The 21,058-nt window shown below is 60.8% G+C and carries 17 protein-coding genes and 1 tRNA gene; 13 read left to right on the top strand and 5 right to left on the bottom strand.

Features of this window, described 5'->3' with window-relative positions:
• Positions 1–23 precede the first annotated feature (23 nt).
• The 8 genes from ACERK3_03675 to ACERK3_03640 all read left to right on the top strand — a co-directional run bounded on the left by ACERK3_03675 (position 24) and on the right by ACERK3_03640 (position 7,534).
• Complete coding sequence (locus tag ACERK3_03675; GenBank protein MFA9477390.1) at positions 24–500, top strand: ubiquinol-cytochrome c reductase iron-sulfur subunit; 477 nt, start codon at positions 24–26, stop codon at positions 498–500.
• A 28-nt stretch (positions 501–528) separates the two neighbouring features.
• Complete coding sequence (locus ACERK3_03670; protein MFA9477389.1) at positions 529–1,938, top strand: cytochrome b N-terminal domain-containing protein; 1,410 nt, start codon at positions 529–531, stop codon at positions 1,936–1,938.
• A 20-nt stretch (positions 1,939–1,958) separates the two neighbouring features.
• Positions 1,959–2,999: a cytochrome c oxidase subunit II gene (gene coxB, locus ACERK3_03665; protein MFA9477388.1), complete on the top strand. Its 1,041-nt coding sequence runs from the start codon at positions 1,959–1,961 to the stop codon at positions 2,997–2,999.
• Between the two features lie 46 nt (positions 3,000–3,045).
• Entirely contained in the window at positions 3,046–5,580 is a 2,535-nt protein-coding gene (gene ctaD / locus ACERK3_03660; protein ID MFA9477387.1) for a cytochrome c oxidase subunit I, read from the top strand.
• Between the two features lie 30 nt (positions 5,581–5,610).
• Positions 5,611–6,015: a hypothetical protein gene (locus ACERK3_03655; protein ID MFA9477386.1), complete on the top strand. Its 405-nt coding sequence runs from the start codon at positions 5,611–5,613 to the stop codon at positions 6,013–6,015.
• Positions 6,015–6,923, top strand: coding sequence for a cytochrome c oxidase assembly protein (locus ACERK3_03650; protein MFA9477385.1), 909 nt, complete (start codon positions 6,015–6,017; stop codon positions 6,921–6,923). The genes ACERK3_03655 and ACERK3_03650 overlap by 1 nt, the downstream gene beginning before the upstream one ends.
• Before the next feature lie 15 nt (positions 6,924–6,938).
• Entirely contained in the window at positions 6,939–7,397 is a 459-nt protein-coding gene (locus tag ACERK3_03645; protein MFA9477384.1) for a cytochrome c family protein, read from the top strand.
• 63 nt (positions 7,398–7,460) lie between these two features.
• Positions 7,461–7,534, top strand: a tRNA-Arg gene (locus ACERK3_03640).
• A gap of 100 nt (positions 7,535–7,634) precedes the next feature.
• Here ACERK3_03640 and ACERK3_03635 read toward each other — a convergent pair.
• A complete protein-coding gene (locus ACERK3_03635) occupies positions 7,635–8,816 on the bottom strand; it encodes a Gfo/Idh/MocA family protein (protein ID MFA9477383.1) in 1,182 nt (393 codons plus the stop codon).
• A gap of 163 nt (positions 8,817–8,979) precedes the next feature.
• Here ACERK3_03635 and ACERK3_03630 point away from each other — a divergent pair, with 163 nt between their 5' ends.
• From ACERK3_03630 to ACERK3_03610, 5 genes are all read left to right on the top strand, one after another.
• Positions 8,980–10,014 (top strand): GntR family transcriptional regulator, encoded by a 1,035-nt coding sequence (locus ACERK3_03630; GenBank protein ID MFA9477382.1) that lies wholly within the window; start codon positions 8,980–8,982, stop codon positions 10,012–10,014.
• A gap of 57 nt (positions 10,015–10,071) precedes the next feature.
• Entirely contained in the window at positions 10,072–10,794 is a 723-nt protein-coding gene (locus ACERK3_03625; GenBank protein MFA9477381.1) for a hypothetical protein, read from the top strand.
• Between the two features lie 67 nt (positions 10,795–10,861).
• Positions 10,862–11,527, top strand: coding sequence for a type II secretion system protein (locus tag ACERK3_03620; GenBank protein ID MFA9477380.1), 666 nt, complete (start codon positions 10,862–10,864; stop codon positions 11,525–11,527).
• Positions 11,518–14,682 (top strand): discoidin domain-containing protein, encoded by a 3,165-nt coding sequence (locus ACERK3_03615; GenBank protein MFA9477379.1) that lies wholly within the window; start codon positions 11,518–11,520, stop codon positions 14,680–14,682. The genes ACERK3_03620 and ACERK3_03615 overlap by 10 nt, the downstream gene beginning before the upstream one ends.
• A gap of 74 nt (positions 14,683–14,756) precedes the next feature.
• On the top strand, positions 14,757–15,785 hold the full coding sequence (locus ACERK3_03610) for a glycoside hydrolase family 130 protein (protein MFA9477378.1): 1,029 nt from the start codon (positions 14,757–14,759) through the stop codon (positions 15,783–15,785).
• On the opposite strand, the gene ACERK3_03605 is transcribed toward ACERK3_03610, so the two are convergent.
• The 4 genes from ACERK3_03605 to ACERK3_03590 form a co-directional block, all read right to left on the bottom strand.
• A complete protein-coding gene (locus ACERK3_03605; protein MFA9477377.1) occupies positions 15,782–16,153 on the bottom strand; it encodes a hypothetical protein in 372 nt (123 codons plus the stop codon). The genes ACERK3_03610 and ACERK3_03605 overlap by 4 nt on opposite strands.
• 93 nt (positions 16,154–16,246) lie before the next feature.
• On the bottom strand, positions 16,247–16,906 hold the full coding sequence (locus tag ACERK3_03600; GenBank protein ID MFA9477376.1) for a type II secretion system protein: 660 nt from the start codon (positions 16,904–16,906) through the stop codon (positions 16,247–16,249).
• Positions 16,907–16,953: 47 nt separating this feature from the next.
• Complete coding sequence (locus tag ACERK3_03595; protein MFA9477375.1) at positions 16,954–19,713, bottom strand: DUF4838 domain-containing protein; 2,760 nt, start codon at positions 19,711–19,713, stop codon at positions 16,954–16,956.
• Between the two features lie 159 nt (positions 19,714–19,872).
• Positions 19,873–20,994: a GntR family transcriptional regulator gene (locus ACERK3_03590; GenBank protein ID MFA9477374.1), complete on the bottom strand. Its 1,122-nt coding sequence runs from the start codon at positions 20,992–20,994 to the stop codon at positions 19,873–19,875.
• Between the last annotated feature and the right edge of the window lie 64 nt (positions 20,995–21,058).

Raw genomic sequence — 21,058 nt, 5'->3', positions numbered from 1 at the left:
AGCGTCCCGCGTTGGGAGAGGGCATGGAACGGCGAACGCTACTGCGAACCCTTGTCTACGGCATGGGCCTGACCGTCGGCGGCATCGTCACCCTGCCCGCCATCATCAGCAGCGCCGCCCCTGCCATCCGCTACCGCCCCCGGCCCCGCTGGGAGCCGCTGGGCCAACTCGACCGCTTTCCCGTCGGCAAGGTCAGGCAGGCAGTGGTCAACGTATCGCGCGATGACTGGGCCGAGGCGCTTCGTCGCAAGGGGGTGTACGTCTGGCGGGTCGATGCGCAGCAGACCGTCGTCTACTCGCGCAACTGCACCGACCTGAGCTGCCCGATCACGTTCGACCAGGGCAGCGAGGTGTTCTTCTGCCCCTGCCATGGCGGCATCTTCGCCAAAGATGGGCAGGTGATGGCCGGTCCGCCGAGTCGGCCGCTGTATCGCTACGACAACCGCGTCCGCAACGGCGTGCTGGAGATCAACCTCGCCTCGCTGCCGCCGATGACATAGCGAGCGGCCGGGCGACATGAGAGGGGCCATGTTCAAGCAGTGGGGAAACTGGCTGTCGCATCGCTTCGGGTTTGATGTGGTGAAGCGCAACGTGCTCGACCGCCGCACGCCCAAGGGCCGGTGGTACTACGGCGATGGCGCAACACTCACCCTGCTGCTCGGCGTGCAGGTCGCCACCGGCGCGGTGCTCATGCTTACCTACAACCCCTCGGTCGACAGCGCTTACCAGTCCGTCCGCTACATCACCGAACAGCAACTGCTCGGCCGATTCATCCGCAGCCTCCACTACTGGTCCGCCGGGCTGATGGTGGTGATGCTCTTCTTTCACCTGTTCCGACAACTGCTGTTAGGCGGCTACAAGTCGCCGCGCGAAGGCACCTGGCTGCTCGGCGTCGGCCTGTTCGTCGGCGTGCTGGTCATGGCGTTCACCGGCTATACGCTGCGCTGGGACGAGCGCGCCATCCATTCCATCATGGTCCCGATGCACATGGTCGCCAACGTCCCGCTCATCGGCGAGTCGCTGGTCGTGTTCATTCAGGGCGGGCCGGAGGTCGGGCCGCGAACCCTCACACGGCTATACGCGGTGCACGTGTTCTGGACACCGCTTTACCTGTTCACGCTCGTGGCCGGGCATCTGTTCCTGGTCATCCACCACGGCGTGACCACCAACGCCGAGCGGCGCGAGCCGGTCACGTCCGCCGAACATCAGCGCAAGCTCTACGACGCGGAAAAACACGACGAACGCGAAGGCGAACAGTTTCATCCCGGCACAACGTTTCGCTCGGGACTGTTCGCGACGGTGGTGTTCCTGATCGTGCTCGGGCTTGCCGTGTTCGTCGGCCCGCCATCGCTGTACCCGGAAGCGAACCGTGAGCTGCGGTCGTTTCCGGTGGAGGAGTGGTGGTTCTGGTGGTACAGCGCGCTGATTGCACTGCTGCCGGGCTGGTTGGCGCCGACGTTCGTGGTGGTATTTCCGTTGCTGCTGCTGGCGGCGTTGGTGGCGTTGCCGTTTGTGGATCGCAGTCCGTACCGGGGCATCAAGCGGCGGCCGGTGATGGCGTGCGTTGTGGTGTTCAGCGTGATTGCGCTGGTGTGGTTGAGTGCGTTGCGTGTGTATTCGCCTTGGACGGGTTGGCCGCAGCCCGAGCCGCCGGCCGTGCCCATGGGCGTCACGCTTCCCGCCGACGCAGAGCGTGGGCGACAGCTCTTCGGGCAGTACGGCTGCAACAGTTGCCACGCCGTCGCCGGCGACGGGCCACGCATCGGCCCCGACCTGGCACGCATCGGCCGAACCTACTCGCGCGCCGAATTCGCCAACTGGATCCTCAACCCGGCCGAAGACGTCGCGATGCCCTCCTATGAAGGCCGACTTGATGACGAAGAACTCGAACAGATCATCGACTATCTGATGAACGCACGGACATTCCCACGACGATAAACGACAGGTGAGACATCCCGTTGCCAAAGCGACTCGCAAACACGATCCCACACGCGACATCGGTCCTCATCTCGTTGACGTTGTTGCCGCTGCTCTTGCTCTCGCTGTTGTTGTTGCTGCCAGGCTGTGCCGAAGAGCGGCAGCAGTCGGCGTTACATCCCGAAGGCGAGCCCGCACAGATCATCGCCGGCCTGTGGTGGTTCATGTTCTACCTGCTCGGGGCCGTGTTCATCATCGTCATGGGCGTCGCGGCGTGGGCGGTGTTTCGCCCGCGCATCGAGCCCGGCGAAGGCGACGCCGACGAACCCGTGGGCGATCGCTTCATCATCGTGTCCGGCATCGCCTTGCCGTCGATCGTGCTCGTCGTGTTGCTGGTGTATTCGCTGACGGTGACGGTCTCGCTTCGCCAGCCCGACTCGGCGGTGACGATCGAAGTCATCGGCCACCTCTGGTGGTGGGAAGTGCGCTACCCCGACCACGGCATCATCACCGCCAACGAACTGCACATCCCCGCCGGCGAGCCGGTGCATCTGAAGCTCAGTTCGGCCGACGTGGTGCACAGCTTCTGGGTGCCGCAACTGCATGGCAAGATGGACATGTTGCCCGACCATGTGAACACGTTCTGGATTCAGGCGGGCCGACCGGGCACGTACCGCGGGCAGTGCGCCGAGTACTGCGGCGAGCAGCATGCGCGGATGTCGTTTCACGTCGTGGCATTGGAGCGTGATGAGTTCGATCAATGGCTCGCCCGCCGCGCTCAGCCGGCGCGCGAGCCGACGACCGACGTGCATCGATCAGGCCAGCGGGCGTTCATGGAAGCCGGCTGCAACACCTGCCACGCCATCAGCGGCACGGAAGCGCACGGCCGCGCCGGGCCGGACCTGACGCACATGGGCAGTCGACCAAGCATTGGCGCGGGCCAGTGGCCCAACAACTACGCCAATCTTGCCGGCTGGATCGCCAACCCGCAGTCGCTCAAGCCGGGCAACCACATGCCGCGATCGTATCTCGACGCCGATGAGTTGCACGAAATCACCACGTATCTGTTGAGTCTGGAGTAAACACGTTAGCCGCGACGCTTCGCGGCAAACCCGACGCTGGATCACCATGCTCGATCACGCTGACAACTTTGCCGCCTTTCAGCGCACGTGGGCCTCGCCCCGCAGCTTTCCCCGTGCGCTGGCAGAGGTGAACAACCAGCCGTTGGGCAAGCGGTTCATGCTCACCGCGTTCATCTTCTTCCTGCTCGGCGGCGTGCTCGCGCTGCTCATGCGCATTCAACTGGCCGTGCCTGACAACGACTTCCTCGGCCCGCAGGTGTACAACCAGCTTTTCACCATGCACGGCTCGACGATGATGTACCTCTTCGCCGTGCCGTTTCTCGAAGGCCTGGCGATCTATCTCCTGCCGCTCATGGTCGGCTCACGCGACATGGTCTTCCCCCGCCTCACCGCGTTCAGCTACTGGGTCTACCTCTTCGGCGGCATCATTTTCTACGCCAGCTTCGTCACCGGCCACGTCCCCGACGCCGGCTGGTTCGCCTACACCCCGCTCTCCGGCCCCGAGTACGCCGGCATCCGACAGGACTACTGGCTGCTGGGCCTGGCCATGGTCGAAATCGCCGGCATCGCCACCGCCATCGAAATCGTCGTCACCATTCTCAAATGTCGCGCGCCCGGCATGACCCTCGCCCGCATGCCCCTGTTCGCCTGGGCCATGCTCATCGTCGGCCTGATGATCATCTTCGCCTTCACCACGCTCCTCATGGCCACCGTCCTCCTCGAACTCGACCGCGCCTTCGGCACGCACTTTTTCAACCCTTCCCTCGGCGGCCACACCCTGCTCTGGCAACACCTGTTCTGGTTCTTCGGCCACCCCGAGGTCTACATCATGTTCCTCCCGGCCACCGGCATCATCTCCATGGTCGCCGCCGCCGCCGCCGGTCGACTCGTCGGCTACACGCTCATCACCGTCGCCATCCTCGTCACGGGCTTCATGAGCTTCGGCCTCTGGGTTCACCACATGTACACCACCGGCCTGCCCGAACTGGCCATGCACTTCTTCGCCGCCGCCAGCCTCATGATCGCCACCGCCAGCGGCGTCCAGGTCTTCGCCTGGATCGCCACACTCTGGGGCACGCGACCCCGCCTCACCACGCCCGTCCTCTATCTGCTCGGCTTCCTCTTCCTCTTCGTCCTCGGCGGATTCACAGGCGTCATGATCGCCGTCGTCCCCTTCGACTGGCAGGTGCACGACACGTACTTCCTCGTCGCACATTTCCACTACGTGCTCATCGGCGGCGTCGTCTTCCCCGTCTTCGCCGGCTTGCACTTCTGGCTGCCGAAAATCACTGGCCGAATGCTCGGCGAACGCCTTGGCGCACTTAGCTTCTGGCTCTCGTTCGTCGGCTTCAACGCCACCTTCTTCCCCATGCACATCCTCGGCTTCTTCGGCCTGCCCCGACGCGTCTATACCTACCCCGAACTCATCGACCCGGAAGGGCAAAACCTCTTCGTCAGCGCCGGTGCGTTCGTTTTCGCCGCCGGCACGCTCGTGTTCCTCATCAACTTCGCACTAAGCCTCCGCTGGGGCGACAAGGCGGCCGACAACCCCTGGGGCAGCGACACGCTCGAGTGGTCCCTCCCCTCGCCGCCGCCGGTATACGCCTTCGAGCGCCCCGCCATCGTGCACGGCCGACACCCGCTCTGGGGTGGCCAACGGCGCGGTGGCACCGCACCCGACCCGCAGCCGGACACCCCCGCCCTGCAAGCATCCCATCGCGCCGCCGATGCCCTGCACGCTCGCCCGACGACATGGCGGGCCACCCTCATCACCGACGCGCTCCACGCCCGCCCGCAGGCGATCCAATGGCTCCCCGGCCTGACGTACAAACCCCTGCTGGCATCGCTGGGCCTGCTCGTGGCGATGGTCGCGACGTTGTACCAGTATTACCTCGTGCTGCCGCTGGGGCTCGCCTATTCGCTGCTCATGGTCGGCTCGTGGCTCTGGCCCGGCGAACGTCGGCTGGCGCGCGTGCGCGATGATGACGTCGGGCCCGACGCGGGGATGACCGTGTTCCCATCGGGCAGCGCGAGCCCGGCATGGTGGGGCGTCGTCGGGCTGCTCGCCGTGCTCGGCATGGTGTTCGCCGTGCTGGTGTATGCCTACTACTACTTGTGGCTGTTCTCCGACGCGTGGCCGCAGCATGACTTGCCCCGGCCGGGCGTGCTGATCCCGGCAATCGCTCTGATCGTGCTCGCCTGCAGCAGCGTGCCGGTCGCGTGGGCGTCGCGACAGCTCGCCCGCGGTGAGTGGCGGCCGACGTTCTACGGCCTCATCGTCGCCGCCCTGCCGGGCACGCTCTTCCTCGCGTGGCAGGCCTACGAAATCTACAGCGTCCCCTTCCTCCCGCAGACCAATGCATACGGCTCGATCTTCCACGTCACCCACTACGCCCTCGCCATCACACTCGCCACCGCCATCGTGCTCAACATCGCCATGATCGCCCGCCTGCATCACGACCCGCAACACCACGGCCACACGCAGCTGCAAATGCAGATCACCGCCATGTTGTGGCACTTCACCGTCGTCGCCGCCGCTGTCGTGTTCGCCGTGCTCTACGTCTCCCCCTGGGTGCTCTGATCGGATGTGAAAGGTGAAAGCAAGACAACCATGACCGCCCCGCCCAACATCCCGCACACCACCACCCGCACCACGCCGGGGTCGCTGCTCACCGCCTTCGCCATCCTCGGCGGTGCGCTCGCATGGCTAAGCCATCTGCTGCTGGCCTACCTCATTGCAGAGTTCGGCTGCCTCACCGCGCTCCGCCACCCCATGCTCTTCCAACTCACCGGCGTCGCATGGGGCATATTGCTGGTCAGCGGTCTCACGTTCGCCGTCGCCGTCGCGTCCATCTTCGCCGCCCACCGCCTGCACCGCGTCCTCACCGACACGGGCCACGCCCCACAAGCCAACCTGCGATTCCTCGCACGCTTCGGCCGCATCAGCAACCTGCTGTTCGCCTTCGTTATCGTCTTCCAATCCGTCCCGATCTTCTTCTACCTGGGAGCATGCTGATGCCACACCACGCCATGCTCATGCCCACACTCGCCCACGTCGTCGGCGACGAACCACACGACGGCCATTGGTGGACCGCGTGGAACATCGACCCCGTCATCATCCCCGTCCTCCTGCTGTTGAGCACCCTCTACACCGTCGGCCTCATCAACATGTGGCGACGCGCCGGCACCGGCCACGGCGTCTCACGCCTGCAAGCCACCGCCTTCGCCTTCGCCATCCTCTCGCTCGTCGTCGCCCTGATCTCGCCGGTCGACGTGCTCGCGATCGAGTTGTCCTGGGTCCACATGATTCAGCACATGATCATCATGATGATCGCCGCGCCGCTGTTCGTCATCGCAGCGCCCACCCGCGTCATGCTCTTCGCCTTCACAACCGTCGGCCGCGTTCGACTCGGCGCGATGTTCCGCATGCCAGGCCCCTACCTGCTCTGGCAGCCGCTGCTCACCTGGGCGCTCTACGCATTCACGCTCTGGATCTGGCACATCCCCACCCTCTACGAAGCCGCGCTGCGCAACGAGCTCGTCCACGATGCGCAGCACCTCGCCTTCTTCATCGCCTCATGCCTGTTCTGGCGCGTCCTGCTCGACCCGCTCAGCCGACTCCGTCTCAACCTCGGCCTCGGCGTGCTATACCTGTTCACCAGCTCGCTGCACTCCAGCGCGCTGGGCGTGTTCCTCGCGCTGTCGCCGCGCGTCTGGTATCCGCATTACGAAACCACCACCGCCGCCTGGAACCTCACCGCGTTGGAAGACCAGCAGCTCGCCGGCCTGGTGATGTGGATGCCCGCCTGCACCCTTTACGCCGCCGCCGCCGCGCTGATGTTCTACTTCTGGATGCGCCAACTTCAACACCCCCTACCCGCCGTCGCCCCCATTCCAAACCAGAAACTAGAAACTGGAAACTAGAAACTTATTCTCCCCATGCCCTGGCATTTACTGAACAACTTCACCGCCGCCCTGCTCGCCCTCGGCCTGCTGATGTTCATCGCCGTCATGGGCGACTACTTCCTTCGCGGCCCGCACCGCCTTCCCATCGACCCCGTCTGGCAGTTGCCCGACACCGATCCCCAGCGCGGCCGCGACGCCATCATCGCCCACGGCTGCGGCGCCTGCCACACCATCCCCGGCATCCGCACCGCCGACGGACGCGTCGGCCCCCAGCTTGCCGACCTCCGCAACCAGATCTACATCGCAGGCCATCTGCCCAACACACCCGACAACCTCGCCCACTGGCTCCAGGCCCCGCGCGACATCCGCCCAGGCACTGCCATGCCCAACCTCGGCGTCACCGAACAGGAAGCCCGCGACATCGCCGCCTACCTCTACACCGCCACCATCCGAACCCGCGCCCCCGAAGACACGCCCGGCCCCGACCGCTGACCACCGCCCGCTTGACAATCGCTTGTTGCTATAATGATTGACCAGTCGACCAATCGCGACGCCGCACCTGTAGCTCAATTGGATAGAGTGCAAGCCTCCGAAGCTTGAGGTTGGAGGTTCGAGCCCTCCCAGGTGCATTGCAACAAACCCCGCCGAACGCTTGAATTAGCGCACCTGCCTGCGTCGGGCAGTGCGGCTCAGGAAGCCTTAAAAAGTGGTAATGACCATTTTTCGGCTTCAGGAGCTATTGACGCGAACTTTACGGAACTGCTTCGATGATGCCGAAGCCGGCGAGGCGATCAACGATCCGCCGGTGCCTGGAGTGGCGTCGGAAACCGGTTGGGGTACGAAAGGCCGTAGCCCGGAAAACCGCGGATTTTGGCGTCGGCAATCATCAAGCACCGCGATCACCGTCCGCACCTGCTCGGGTGGAAAAATAAACGGCCGCCCCCGTGTAATCGTGTCGTGTACCTGATCGTAGAAGCAGATGTCGGGTTTGCCTTCCACGGAAAACTGCTGCTCATTCCAAGGCAGCTTTTCGGATGTACCGTAACGCCGACCTTGGGCCGCAAGTCCATCCTGAAGCTGGCGCGAAGGGATCTCGCCTGGATTCATATGACGAATCGTGCCCTCGTTGTCGGTTGCCGTTAACGTGCCCTGTTCACCGACGAACATCCATTCCGGACCGGTCTCGCTGGCTGCGGTGCCGTCTGAAATCTCTACGTGCACCGTTACGCCGGACGAGGTCTGCATCAGCACCACGACATGATCTTCGGCATCGCCTGCCGAGCTGATGCGTTCAAGCTGGCACATGACACGATTAACAGGGCTCTGAACGAGATCAAGGATCTGATCAAGGATGTGCGAGCCGTGATTACGCAGCAGGCCGCCGCCATTGGCAAGCACGCACTGCCAGTCGTTTCGGCGGATGTAGTTGTATCGACGGTAGGCGATATGAAGCAGTCGACCAAGCTTGCCGCTCTGGATCACCTTTTGCAGTTGTTGATGGATCGGGCTCAGTCGGCGTGACTGAAACGGCATCAACTGGCGGTTGGCAGCATGCGCCGCGGCGATCATCTCGTCGACTTCATCCGCCGAGCCGGCCAACGGCTTTTCCACGACAACATGAGCGCCCGCTTTCAGCGCCATCAACGCATGCGGCCTGTGGTACACCGAAGGCGAGGCGACCACAACCAGATCCAGCCCCATCCGCTCGATCATCTGTTCGGCAGTGGCGAATGTCTCGCAGCCAAGTTCCTGGCACGCCTGCTCCCTGCGACCTGCCTCAGGATCGCTCGCAGCGATGATCCGGAATCGTGCGTCGTCGCGCAGCAGCCTGACATGGATATTCCAGCCCGCCCGGCCGAGGCCGACGACGCCCGTCCGAATGGGGCCAACGTACGCGAGAATACGGCTCATACATGCATCTCCAAGGGGTGCCCGGTCATATCAAGAATAACAAGAGTCATTCTTCAAGGAAAGGGATTGACATATGCCAATCGAGATTATTAGACTATTGCGTATGTCAATCGTAGAGATGCCGCCCAATGTGCGAGATACGAACCGACCGCTCTACCTGCAGTTGAGCGAGGCGATCGAAGCCGGGATTCGGGCGGATCGCCTGGCTGTCGGCCAACGCATGCCTTCAGACAAAGCACTGGCGCGTGATCTGCACGTCTCCCCCCTCACCGTGGCCAAGGCCTACCAGAAGCTGGCGGAGAAGGGGATGCTTGACCGGCATGTCGGCCGGGGGACCTTTGTCGCCCGCAAGAGTCGCCGAACCGGCGTGGTCGTCATGCTCACCGGCGATTACGTTGAAAGCTGGACCGGCGTCGTCGCTTCCGGGCTTTCCGCCGCCCTGGCGGGGGCTGGCTTTCGACTCGAAATGGTTCCGCCATTCGGCAGCGATCCGCTCCGAGAGCGGGAAATGCTGGAGGAGATCGATCCGGATCGCGTGGACGGCATTTTCGCCATGACCCAATTGGGCAGTGAGCCGTTGTATCGCAAGCTTGTCGAGCGAGGCGTCTCGGTCGTGCTTGGCGGACGACACTACGCCTCGTTGCCTTATGTCGCGTTCAACGATTTCCACGTTGGTGAAATGGCAGCTGAGCACCTCCGGAAAATTGGCATCTCAGACTGCATGGCGATCATCGATAACTACGACGTCGGCCGAGAGCGGCTGCACGGCTTTCAGACGGGGCTGGCCAAGGCGGGAATCGAACTTCCCTCAGAACGCGTGTTCTTCACCGGCGGCCCGACCCTCAGTGAACACGAACTGGAAAGCCTCCTCCAATGGCCCAGGCTCCCGCAAGGCATTTTCGCCCACGGCGATAGCTATCTCGTTCAGCTCTATCACGGATTATTGAATGCGGGGCGGGTCGAGGAAGCCAATCAACTGGTGATGGTGGGTGTCGGCAACCGCTTTGAACATCACCACGTGCCTTTTGCATCGGTGGATTACAACTTGCTCGGCCTGGGCGCCGAGGCCGGTAAATATCTGATCGAACTGATCGAAGGAAACGCAATGCCCACGCCAGGCAAGTCTGTCGGGCGGGAGATCGAACCTGTGCTTTGTGATCATAGCGTCGTTTCGCCAAGTAATGCAGCTTCGGTTTAGGTACCGGAAGCAGCGTCAGCAGGGAACAAGCCCATCTTTTCATCGAAGGAGAAAACCATGCGATTTCAACACGTCCTTTCCAGCATCATCGTGGTAGCCGGACTCGTTTCGACAGCCTCCGCCTCGACCATCTTCTATGACGGATTCGAAAGCGAATCGGTTGGGTCGGTGGGGGCAAGCTTTGGCAACTGGGTCCAGACCCAAGGTTTTCCCGATCAAGGCGCGATCGTCGACTCGCCCGTGTACAGCGGCGATCGGGCATTGCGGATTGACGATGCATCAGGGACGCAGGCCCGCGGTTTTTACACCAACGCCTTTACGGAGCAGGTGTCCGGCCCCTTGGTTTTTCAGGCTTACATCCGCCCCACTGCCACAGATCAGACCATCGAAATTACACTGGGCAGTGCGGACGGCGCTAGCGCCTACGCAATTATTTTGTTGCGTGATGACGGCATCGTCGCTTACACATCGCCCTCCGCCTGGCAGAACAGCAGCACGGTTGAATATGTGGCCAATGCGTGGAACCAGGTTGAACTGACCGCTGATCTGGACAATAACACCTGGAGCCTGTCCGTCAATGGCGAGTCGGTTGCAAATGATGTGGCGGCAGGAACGCCCGTGGCGGCTGGGACGAGCATCGGCAGAGTTCGCATGGGAGGCAGTGTGCCCGCCGTGACCTCGTTCTATGTAGACGATGTCAGTCTGGTGATCCCCGAACCTGCGGCGGCATTCACGCTGGCCGCGATGGGAATGACCCTGCTTCTCCGGCGAAGGCGATGAGGTCAAGACTCGCCGGCAACATCCGCTTCCGGGGAATCGAACACCCGCTGTTTCAGGGAGTACCAGCATGCGCCATCGTCACGCATTCACGCTCATCGAATTGCTAGTCGTCATATCGATCATTGCTTTGCTGATCGCAATTCTCCTGCCCGCATTGAGCCAGGCCAGAGAGGTTGCGAGAGATGTGGGGTGCATGTCCAACTTGAGGCAAATTGGCCTGTACCTGCGCATGTACATCGACGACCATCGCGAGCACCTGCCTCCTAACCGTAGTTCGTTGCCGAACCGGAGCAATGCATGGAACAAGCTCGATCTGGTACAGCCATACATGAGTGTTCAGGAGTATGACCCAAACGACTACACCGTATGGCGAGGCGTGTTCGCGTGCCCCAGCGTGCACGATGGTCGAATGACTTACACCATGAACTACTGGCTGCGCAACCCTTTGCCGGACATCCCCAATACAGAACACATGTTCGACCCCAATGATTTTCCTCAGCCGAGCAAACTCATCACGGTGTTCGATGGAAGATTGGATCACCACCAGGGCCGAACGAGCAACGGCCTACGCTGGAACTCAGACTTTGTGGACTATCGACACCCAAGGGTGCCAAGCCACTATCGGCAGGGTAAAGCCAACTTTCTCAGCTTCGACGGCCACGTCGAAAAACAGGACTGGTATTCGGTCACACCCCCGCCCTGGGGCGACCGGGAGGCACTCGTATGGTACTGACGCAGGTCTGGCGATATGTCGGTGCGATGGCCGTGATGATTGCAATGATGATTGGATGCGGCACCGCAGCCGCGTCCAACACACAACAGATGGAAGCGACCGCGACAGGTTGGTGGCAAGACGCCAACCCATCTTTGGCGGTCGATGGCGACTGGCGGACAACGTACGTCGGTACTGGCGACAACAATGCGATTGAGGTGGCATTTGCAGAAGCTCGGCAGATCGAGTCCATCACGATCGGGTTTCACACCCAATCGCACCATCGCCCGCGTGCCTACCGCATTGAACTGCAAAAGCCCGACGGCCGTTGGACCACGGTGGCGAATATGAAGCAGTTGCCGGAGGACGTGGCCGCCCACGAACTGGAAGCCCCGGCGACGGCGACCGGGGTGCGGATCACTGCCACGCAACTCAGTACGTCAAACAACATGAGCATTCGTCAGATTGTTTTTAACAGCCGACTGTGGACCAGCACCACAAGCCTCGATCTCCCGCGGCCGACACTCGTGCATAACCCGGCCGTGCGCGTTCAGCCGTTTGATGCACGCCTGAAGTTCTACCACCACGGCGACGGATTGCTCTTCTATTCGCAAGGCGATTACAACCGCCTCGATGCAATGCTGGTTGTCAGCCCGCTTGCTGCCGATGCGAAATGGTTTACCTCCAGCTACGGCATGGGGCGTCACCGGTTCTCGGGCCCCTTTGTTGTGGATGACAGCCAGGTCGCCGTTGAAGTGACGGGATCGGCCGGGCGACATCGCCTCGCGGTGGAGCAACTGCCCGATGCGGTGAAGGTGAGAGATACATTCCAGTTCAACCGTGAAAGCTCGGCTGATGTCGAAGCAGTAGGCCTCGTCTTTCGATTGCCCGTCGACTTCTGGGCCGGTGGGCAATGGCGTGTCGGATCGCACACCGGCGAACTCGCGCCCGTCGCGAAAGCGACAGGTGAGCTTGCGACGTTCGACGACATTGTCGTCTTGCCTGTCGTTGACGTTGAAGGCATGGTCACCGTTGAGCTTCGCCCTTCAAGCGGACGTGGCACGCTGACGCTTCAGATCGCCAGTGAACAACTGGCGGAGCTTCGCTACGTACGCCGATCGGGATTCTCAGGCCACTTCATCGACTTGTACGCGATTCGGCGAAATCCGAACGGACGAGCGCAAGATGATCAACTGGCATCATACGATTGGCGGTGGCGTGTGCGATTTGATGAGGCGCTCGCTCGGCCGTGGTGGGAATCCTTCGGGCATGATTCGCATGAGTCGGTCCGGCAGTTGCTGAATACGGATGCCACGGTCGTGGCCAATCGGGCAGGGGGTTCGAGTGGCCGTGAGGGGGAGCAGATCCTTGATCCCGACAGTCCGTTCCATGGCGCGGTGGCTGACACAGGCGGCGACCGAAACGGCCTCATCGAGGCGATGCCCCTGCATACCCGAAACCATGTGATCCAACTCGCTCGCCGATTTCGTCAGACGGGCGATGACAAGGATCTTCCCGCCATCATGGCCGGCCTGGATTATCTCGCAGCGACGGTCGCCCCGTGGGGACAGTTCGGCGACATCCGCGTCGGCGGCTGGGTTGAAGCGCCTTTCTTCTGGGACATCGTCGGCGTCGCGGAAGCGATCGAAGTTGTGCGGTCGCACTCGGACGACGATCGCGTGAGCTTCTGGCTGGCCGGTGTTCACCGACAGTATCAGGCCGTGGTCACCGGTACACAGCACCGCCTCCGATTCAAGGACGACATCGGGCCGAACATGGTGACATTTGCCGTGCAACTGTTTCGCATGGCCCGGTATTTCCAGGAAGACACGGGAGGCGATCTGGCGTACGACGCCATGAGCTTCGCACTGGCGATGGATCCAAGCCCGTACGGCGGGCTCCAGCAGGACTACAGCTACACGCAAGGCAACCAGTTTGATACCGGGTACTACCGCTGGCTGCTCAATCTGTCATTCGACTGGCATGCCCTGACTAAAGGTACGGCATGGGAACTCAAGGGAGAGGATCGAGACCGATGGGAACAGATGCAGGAGGCGTTCCTGTGGCTGTACGACAATGGTCAACTGAACACGATGACGGCACATCCGAAGAATCGCCTGCATGAAGGTGATGTGCGGCCCATGCGGCCGTACGGCAACGAAGCACTGTGGGGGCCGGCAAAACAACGAGCCGACTACCTCCACGCCCATGGCCCCGAAGCCCTGCCCGAGTTTGTAGCCGATGATCAGAACCTCCCGCTCGGCAGCCGACACTTCGACATCGCTGGCATGTTTGTTCAACGCACCTCCAATCGGTACATCAGCTTCTGGTGGAACGAGCGGTCAAGGGCAAGAGACGATGCCGCAGGAGCGAATGCGAACTACAACGCCAAGACGCCCCTTGGCGCGTACTATCTACGAAACCGCCAGGCGCCCCGCGAATTGACCATCCCCTCTGACAACATTCACTACAGCGGTGCGCTGCTGGCAGAGGGTATGGACAATCTTGAAGACTGGGCGACAGGCTTCGAAAATTATGTCGGCTCACGCCTGAGCCAGCCCATTGACATCGGCGAGGCAACACTGTTTGTCGCGGACGTAATATGTCGTTCAAAGCGACTGGCCGACGCACCAACTCACATGATGATGACGACATTGATCGCACCAAGCGAAGTGGTGCGGGCAGTGAGTGCACCGGCTCAGCCGAACGCTACGCCGATCACGTTGCAGCCATTGGTCATCAGGGCGAAGAATGACCGGGAACCGGCGCTGGCAAGCATCGAATGGGAATCACTGTTCGGCGAATTGCCGTACGACTGGTCCCTGTCGGAACAACCCATCGACGGTTCTCAGCAATACGCATCGCTCCCGGCCGCGAATGTGTGGCGACTTCGAGCACATTGGCCAGCCACAGAACCTCTGGCGACCGCCTGGCGCATCGCACACCAACCCACAACAGCCTGGGCCGTTGAAGCCGTCACCCCAACCGTGCATCATCTTTATGCTCTGGGCGGCACGCGAATCATCGTTGTGAAAGAGGCCGTGCAGGTCGATCGGCAAATCGAAGGGTACCCCGACGCTCACATCGTTGTGGGCGAACAACCAACGACAATTGACGGGCGCAACATAGAGCAGGTCGGCCACTTCTGGCACATTCAACCAACGGTCAGCCAATAACAAACTGCCAACGAAATGTCGCTCAATACCTCGCCGCAATACAAGTAGACGGCAGCCCATACGGAAGCTAACGAATGAGTTACGGGTCTGAGATAAGTGATCGTGCGAACGTAAATCTTCAGCAGCAAGTAGTATTTCCATGGGAGAACCGGCCAGCCGACGTTGACGAGGTGGTGTGGCGGTATACCGGCAACCCCATCATTACACGAGACGCGGTGCCTCGTTCCAACAGTATCTTCAACAGCGCGGTTGTGCCCTTCGGCGGTCGCTACGCAGGCGTCTTTCGAGTCGATGACCGCCGCAGGGCGATGCGCCTTCACGCAGGCTACAGCGATGACGCCATCCACTGGACCCTCAATCCCGACCCCATTGCGTTTAACGGTTCAGACGATCTGCCCTATCCATTCGAGTATGGCTACGACCCGCGCGTTGTCTATTTTGATGACCGCTACTACGTCACCTGGTGTAACGGCCTGAAAGGACAGCCAACCATCGGCGTCGGCTGGACGCAGAATTTCCAGACGTTCACACAACTGGAAAATGCGTTCCTCCCGTTCAACCGCAACGGCGTGCTCTTCCCACGGAAAATCCAAGGTCACTACGCGATGCTCAGCCGACCTTCCGACGGCGGCCATACGCCCTTCGGCGACATTTACTATTCCGAAAGCCCCGACATGACATTCTGGGGCAGGCACCGTCACGTCATGTCACCCGTCCCGCTGACCTGGCAAGGCACGAAGATTGGCGCCGGGCCAATTCCTATTGAAACAGATGATGGTTGGCTGTTGATCTATCACGGTGTTCTGACAAGCTGTAACGGCTTTGTGTACAGCCTCGGTGCGGCCCTGCTGGATCTGGACCAGCCCTGGAAGGTGATTGCCAGGGCAGAGCCCTACCTGCTCTCACCGCAGCAGTCGTATGAATGTGTGGGCGACGTGCCGAACGTGGTATTCCCATGTGCTGCGTTACATGACAAAGGAACGGGCCGACTTGCGATCTACTACGGCGCAGCGGATACCGTAACCGCCCTGGCATTTGCCCATCTTGGGGAACTGGTGCAGTTCGTGAAAGATAACAACGTGCAGAACAGCACGACTGCTTAGCGAATCAATGCATCAGGATCCTTGCTGATTTGGACACCGACCACACCACGCCCATCGTCGGCGAGCAAACCACATGGCTTGAACAACAACTCGCCGACCGACAGCGACACCATCTCCTCGCCGTCCGCCTTCGATGTCGCGAACGGCTTGTCGATGTAGGTTGGCTTGCCGAACTTTACCGTGCGTTCGAACTGCGACGATCCCAGACTCGTCAAAAAGCTACAAAACTCGCGAAAGCTGCCCCCCGAACTGATCGTCCGCGCAAGCACCGCTCCTGCCGATAGCCGATAGGCTTGATCGACGCGACGGGTGGTCCTGCCCCCACACCTGGTCCACCTCAGATGCGAGCTTTGACGCTCCATAGTCATGGTACCTCGGCATGAGCCGGAGGCGTAGGCGCAGCCGGAGCCGTAGGCCTTGCCGACGAGGTGGCGGCTGTGGCAGAGACGTTCGATCGTATTTCAGTAACGCCGCCACAGGACGCCATTCGCATCCTCGAACAACTCCTCGCGCGTGGCATCGCGCACGGATCCGTCGCTCATGGCGAAATGAGCATTGCCAGCATGACGCCAGGACGTGGGCACACGGCTCATCACCGAAAGTGCCCCATCAAAGGGATAAACGCGCGGTGATCGATATTCAGCAAAGTAGGTTCCATCAGCAAACACAAAACCAGGGGTAATGTCGAAAATTCGCACCGCTTGATTCAAACTGTTCATGAACGGCGTCTGAAACTGCTTGTTGTAGCCAGCGTGCGCCGAATAGGTCCACCATTCAGCAGAGTTCAAGTTCACCAGATTCTCCACACCTTCGGCCGATGGACAACGCATGTGGTTGTGACCAAATCGGCCGTTGAGATACGGCTCAAGCGCTACCACCCAGTCCCACCGAACGGAGCCGCTGGTGGTCATGACGGGGGCATAGCCATCGAAATCTTCCGTATAGACATGCAGCCCCGTGATGCCCTGTCGCAGGTTGGATCGACATTCGACAGCACGTGCGCTTTCTCTGGCCATTTGCAGCGCTGGCAAGAGCAGTGCGATGAGTATCGCAATGATAGATATTACCACCAGCAATTCGATCAACGTAAAGCCGGACGCGCTAGTTTCAGATCGGAACATGTCACAACGCCTTTGATGAGGAGCTTCATAATAACGTGAACGCTTGTTCATTCTGAGTAGACGAGTTCAAAAGTATCCACCAGCACACGTCCACCTTCGCCGGAGTTCTGCTCCGGCCAGACAAACGCGTAGTACAATGCGTCAGACCAGTCGGTGTCGTCGGGCACCGTCATTTCGTACCATTGCCAAGTCTTGTCGGACGTTTCCGCCGCGGGCACGCGAACCACTTTCCAAGCCGTAGCCCTCCAACCATGGTCCTTCCCCAGCCGCCGGGCGATGCCGAAGCGGAACCCCCCGGTATCGGTACGAAGCCCTTCGGTTCGAACACGCACGCGCAGTGTTACCGGGCGGTCCTCCTGCGGCCTCAAGTCACTCATCAGTTCGCCCAACGCATTCCAGCGAATCGACTGGTTGATCGTCCAGGAGCGATCCGTCGGCTGCGAAACACACGCGCCGTTCAAAGCTGATTCATCAAACTCAACGGTAAACATCCGATGCTCGTTTTCCAGCAGTGCGGCCGGCTGCCGCGCGATACGGTTCGGATTGTCGTCCTCCCTGCTGGCACCATCCTGCATCAACAGGACCTTGATTCGGCGGTTGAAGTGTTCAACCTGCTCGCCATGCCGTCCGTAAAACTCGCTCAGGTGACTGACCTCCATCGCTTCGCTGACTTCGATGAACCGAGAGCCGGCGGTGTGGATGCGCCCGGGCAGACCCTGGCTTTGGTCCACCAGCGTCACCGGACGCCATATGCCCGCGGCTCTGCTTGCCTTTTTGACGCGCACAACGATCGTGTGCTCGCCACCAGCCAATGGCTCGTCAAGGTTCACCTGAAATGGTTCATTCCAGGTCAGCGCGGCGTCGGCCACGCGTTCGTCGACCAACTCGCCGTTGATAAAAATCTGGTGTTCATCGCCGTCGATGGCACCGAAACGAATCGCATCGAATCGCCCCGCATCCGCATCGTCCACGCTGTGCATCAGGCTATACCAAGCGACCCCGTGGTACGCATGGCCTTGATTCGTCCACGACTCATCGACGCGAATCGGCCCCCACGACTCAAAGTCGCTCTGTGCCTGCCACTGCTCCGAAAGCCCTTCATCCTCGGGGTCCGTTCGGAATTGCCAGGTCAATGGAAGCGAATGATGCGAATCCCCTTCCACGTCGCCGGCCAGTGCCTTGCGAACGAGCATGTACCAGACCGTGAGGCGTTCCTCCGTCACACGCCGCGTCTGGGCCTCTGTTTCCGCCGCCGCCTCCGCTTTTTCGAGAACGTCGTCCACCTCAGCGAGGAAGCTGTAGTCATAGTCCGCGCCATCGGGAGAAGAGCCATCACGCCAGCGAAGCGGAATATCAAGTGATGCGAAATAGTCATGGACCATGTCAATGTATTGGAGAACGTAGGGCGCTGCCGGGCCATAGTAAAGCTGACAGAACTCGTTGATCGCCTGTTGCACGTTCGTGTCAGGACGCCACGCTTGTTTGGCGAGCACATAGCGGCGAAGTCTGCTGAACGTGGCGGATTCGGTCTGAGCCGTCTGAGCGTAGTACCCTCGCAAGCCGGCATCGATCAGATATCGCATGTTTTCTTCCAACACACGGAGGTCGGGGAACGGCTTGAGATAGGCGTGGAAGTTTGTTCGGTAGTCCCAAATATAAATGTTGTCGGTCAGTTTCGACCATTGCTGGAGGTTATGGTGAACCTGCCGATTTCGTTCGCTGGCTGTGTCGTTGAACGGCCGGGCAAAGTCGGCACTGATCGGAGCGAAACGAATGATGACATTGTCGTGGGGCTTGGTCTTGGCAGGTGGCGTTTCTGAAAAGCCATACGCCAACGTTTCGATTCGCACCATCGGCTCGTCGGCTCCGATCTGCTCGGCGACTTCGTTGACAAATCGAATAAGCGTGCCGGACGGTGCGTCCTCTTCCTTGTTCACGGCCTGACACCCGGTGCACTGGCAGACCAGGTGATGGTCGTCGTTGGCCGACACCGAGACAAGCAGGAGCGTATCGGGGTGTGCGCTGGCCCTGCGGCGATAGTCGGCAATCCAGTCACGAACGGAAGCGATCGTGATTCGCAGGACGTCAGGATGAGTCAGGCACAGGCCGCCTGTCTTGCCGCCAATCGCGGCAGGAACACGTTTTCCCTCCCAAAGCGCATAGTACTCGGGATGGGCCTCGAAGTACTCGGCCTCGGGCACAAGCTCGCCGAAAGTGTGAACGAAGCTCGGGCCGATGAACCTCGCGCCGCCGATGATGGCCTCATTCGGCACGGTGCCCCAGACGGCGTTGAGTCGATTACGTACGCTCCACTGCGTCGTGCCCTGGTGAAGATTCCGGTATTCCAGCTTGGGGCTGAACACACGCGACTGGACACCAACTCGCAGGGTGGGCTTACTGGGCACATGCGTCATGTCGCTGGCGATAAAGCGGCAGCCGAGTTCGTGTTCGAGAAAGTCGTAAACGCCATAGAGCGTGGCACGCCCGGTGTTGCCGAGAATCGCCACACGATCGTCGTCGACGATGATGGCGAATCCTTCCGTACCTGTCGGCTTGAGGTTATCGGGGGTTTCATCAATATCCAGGCGATTCGTCTGGCCGACCACGAACTCGTAGCGTCCGGATGCATGTTCGTCGGTAACAACTTTGAAGTCCGCATCCGTCATTTGATGAAGAAACAACGACAGTTCTTCTGCTGCGAACTGCTCCGCTTTGCTGGCATTCGCGCCAATAACAATCACATACTCCGTCGCCCCCGCATCGGCCAGCACCACCTCGCCGCGAGCAGACGAGACTACGCACCACATGGGAAGTAGACCTAACGCGACGACAATACCACGAAGCATGGCGCCAGCCGTCGACAGCGTCCCGCGGTGCGGGATGGAATCAAAGGTCGATGTATTAATGCAGAACACTTGATAGCTCTCCAAGCTGTATGAAACGAGTCCAAAGACAGGGTCCACGGCTCAGCGAATGTTGACACGCCCACCTTCGGCAACCTGCCTGCCAGCGTGAAGGTGAAGGCCGAAGTCATAGATGGTGGGTGGAATGCGAATCATCGAGTTCGCAGTGTGTTTGCGGGCATTCAGCGCAACCGCCAACTCCACCAGGCGCAACGCCTGCTGGGTGACATTGTGATGCAGTTGTATCACGGGCACGATGAACGGATCGTCCTTTCGGACCGACACTTGGCTGGCCACGACCAGTTCGTCCGGAACCCGAACGGGCCGCGAAACCAATTCATGCGCGACGCCCTGCATCAGCAATTCGTCCGCCACGATCAGGCCGTCGAGTTCGGCTGCCTGATCCAGCAGAGAGGCAACCGCTTCGCGCCCCGCGCTTTGCTGAAACGAAACGCAACGCACAAGGGCCGGGTCAAACGCGATACCCTGCGCCGCAAGACCGGCTTGATACCCTGCACTCGGACCTTTTTCGCGGCCGAACTGCTCCGGACCGTGGATCAGCCCGATCCGCCTGGCTCCAGCGGCCATGAGCGCGTCAACTGCGCGCCGTCCGAGTTCGAACCAGTCCAGGTCAACAAAGTGGTCAAAGCCGTCAAGGCAGAAAACGCCAACCGCGGGAATGTCGACCTGACGCATAATCGCCAACATCTGCTCGTCAAATTCCGAAGACACGCTGACGACGACATCAAACTGCCGATTTTTCAGTGCTTCACGAAACTCTTCCCACGCCCAGGGGGAGGTGTTGAGGAGCGGCCGACAAATCCAGCCTTGCTCTTCAAATCGCTCTTCCAATTCCTGCAACAGCAAGCTTGTGTAAGGAGTGCGATTGGGGTCATAAATATTGCGGTCAAACACGACCGCCGCCGAGCGCGGCGACTGCTCTCGAACGAAGCATCCCTTCTTCTCTTTCAGTTCCACCAGGCCTTCGCTTGCAAGGTGGCGCATGGTCTGGCTGACCGTCGCCTTGTTCGAATCGTGCAGGTTGGCCAGTTCCCGAACGGACTTGAGCTTCTCGCCGGGCGCCAAGCGGTTTTCAAGAATATCCCGGCGGAGTATGGCCGCCAATTGAAGATACTTCGGAACGCCGCGACCATGCTCCAGTGGTTTTGAAACCTGCTTCATCATTCACAACCTTCGTGACTAATAGGCGGCAATCCGCCAGTCGCCCGACTCGTGCAACCGTGCCATG

The organism is Phycisphaerales bacterium AB-hyl4 (genome assembly GCA_041821185.1).
Classification (GTDB): domain Bacteria; phylum Planctomycetota; class Phycisphaerae; order Phycisphaerales; family Phycisphaeraceae; genus Natronomicrosphaera; species Natronomicrosphaera hydrolytica.
The sequence above is the reverse complement of the archived record's forward strand: the minus strand, read 5'-3'. Positions and strand labels throughout refer to the sequence as shown.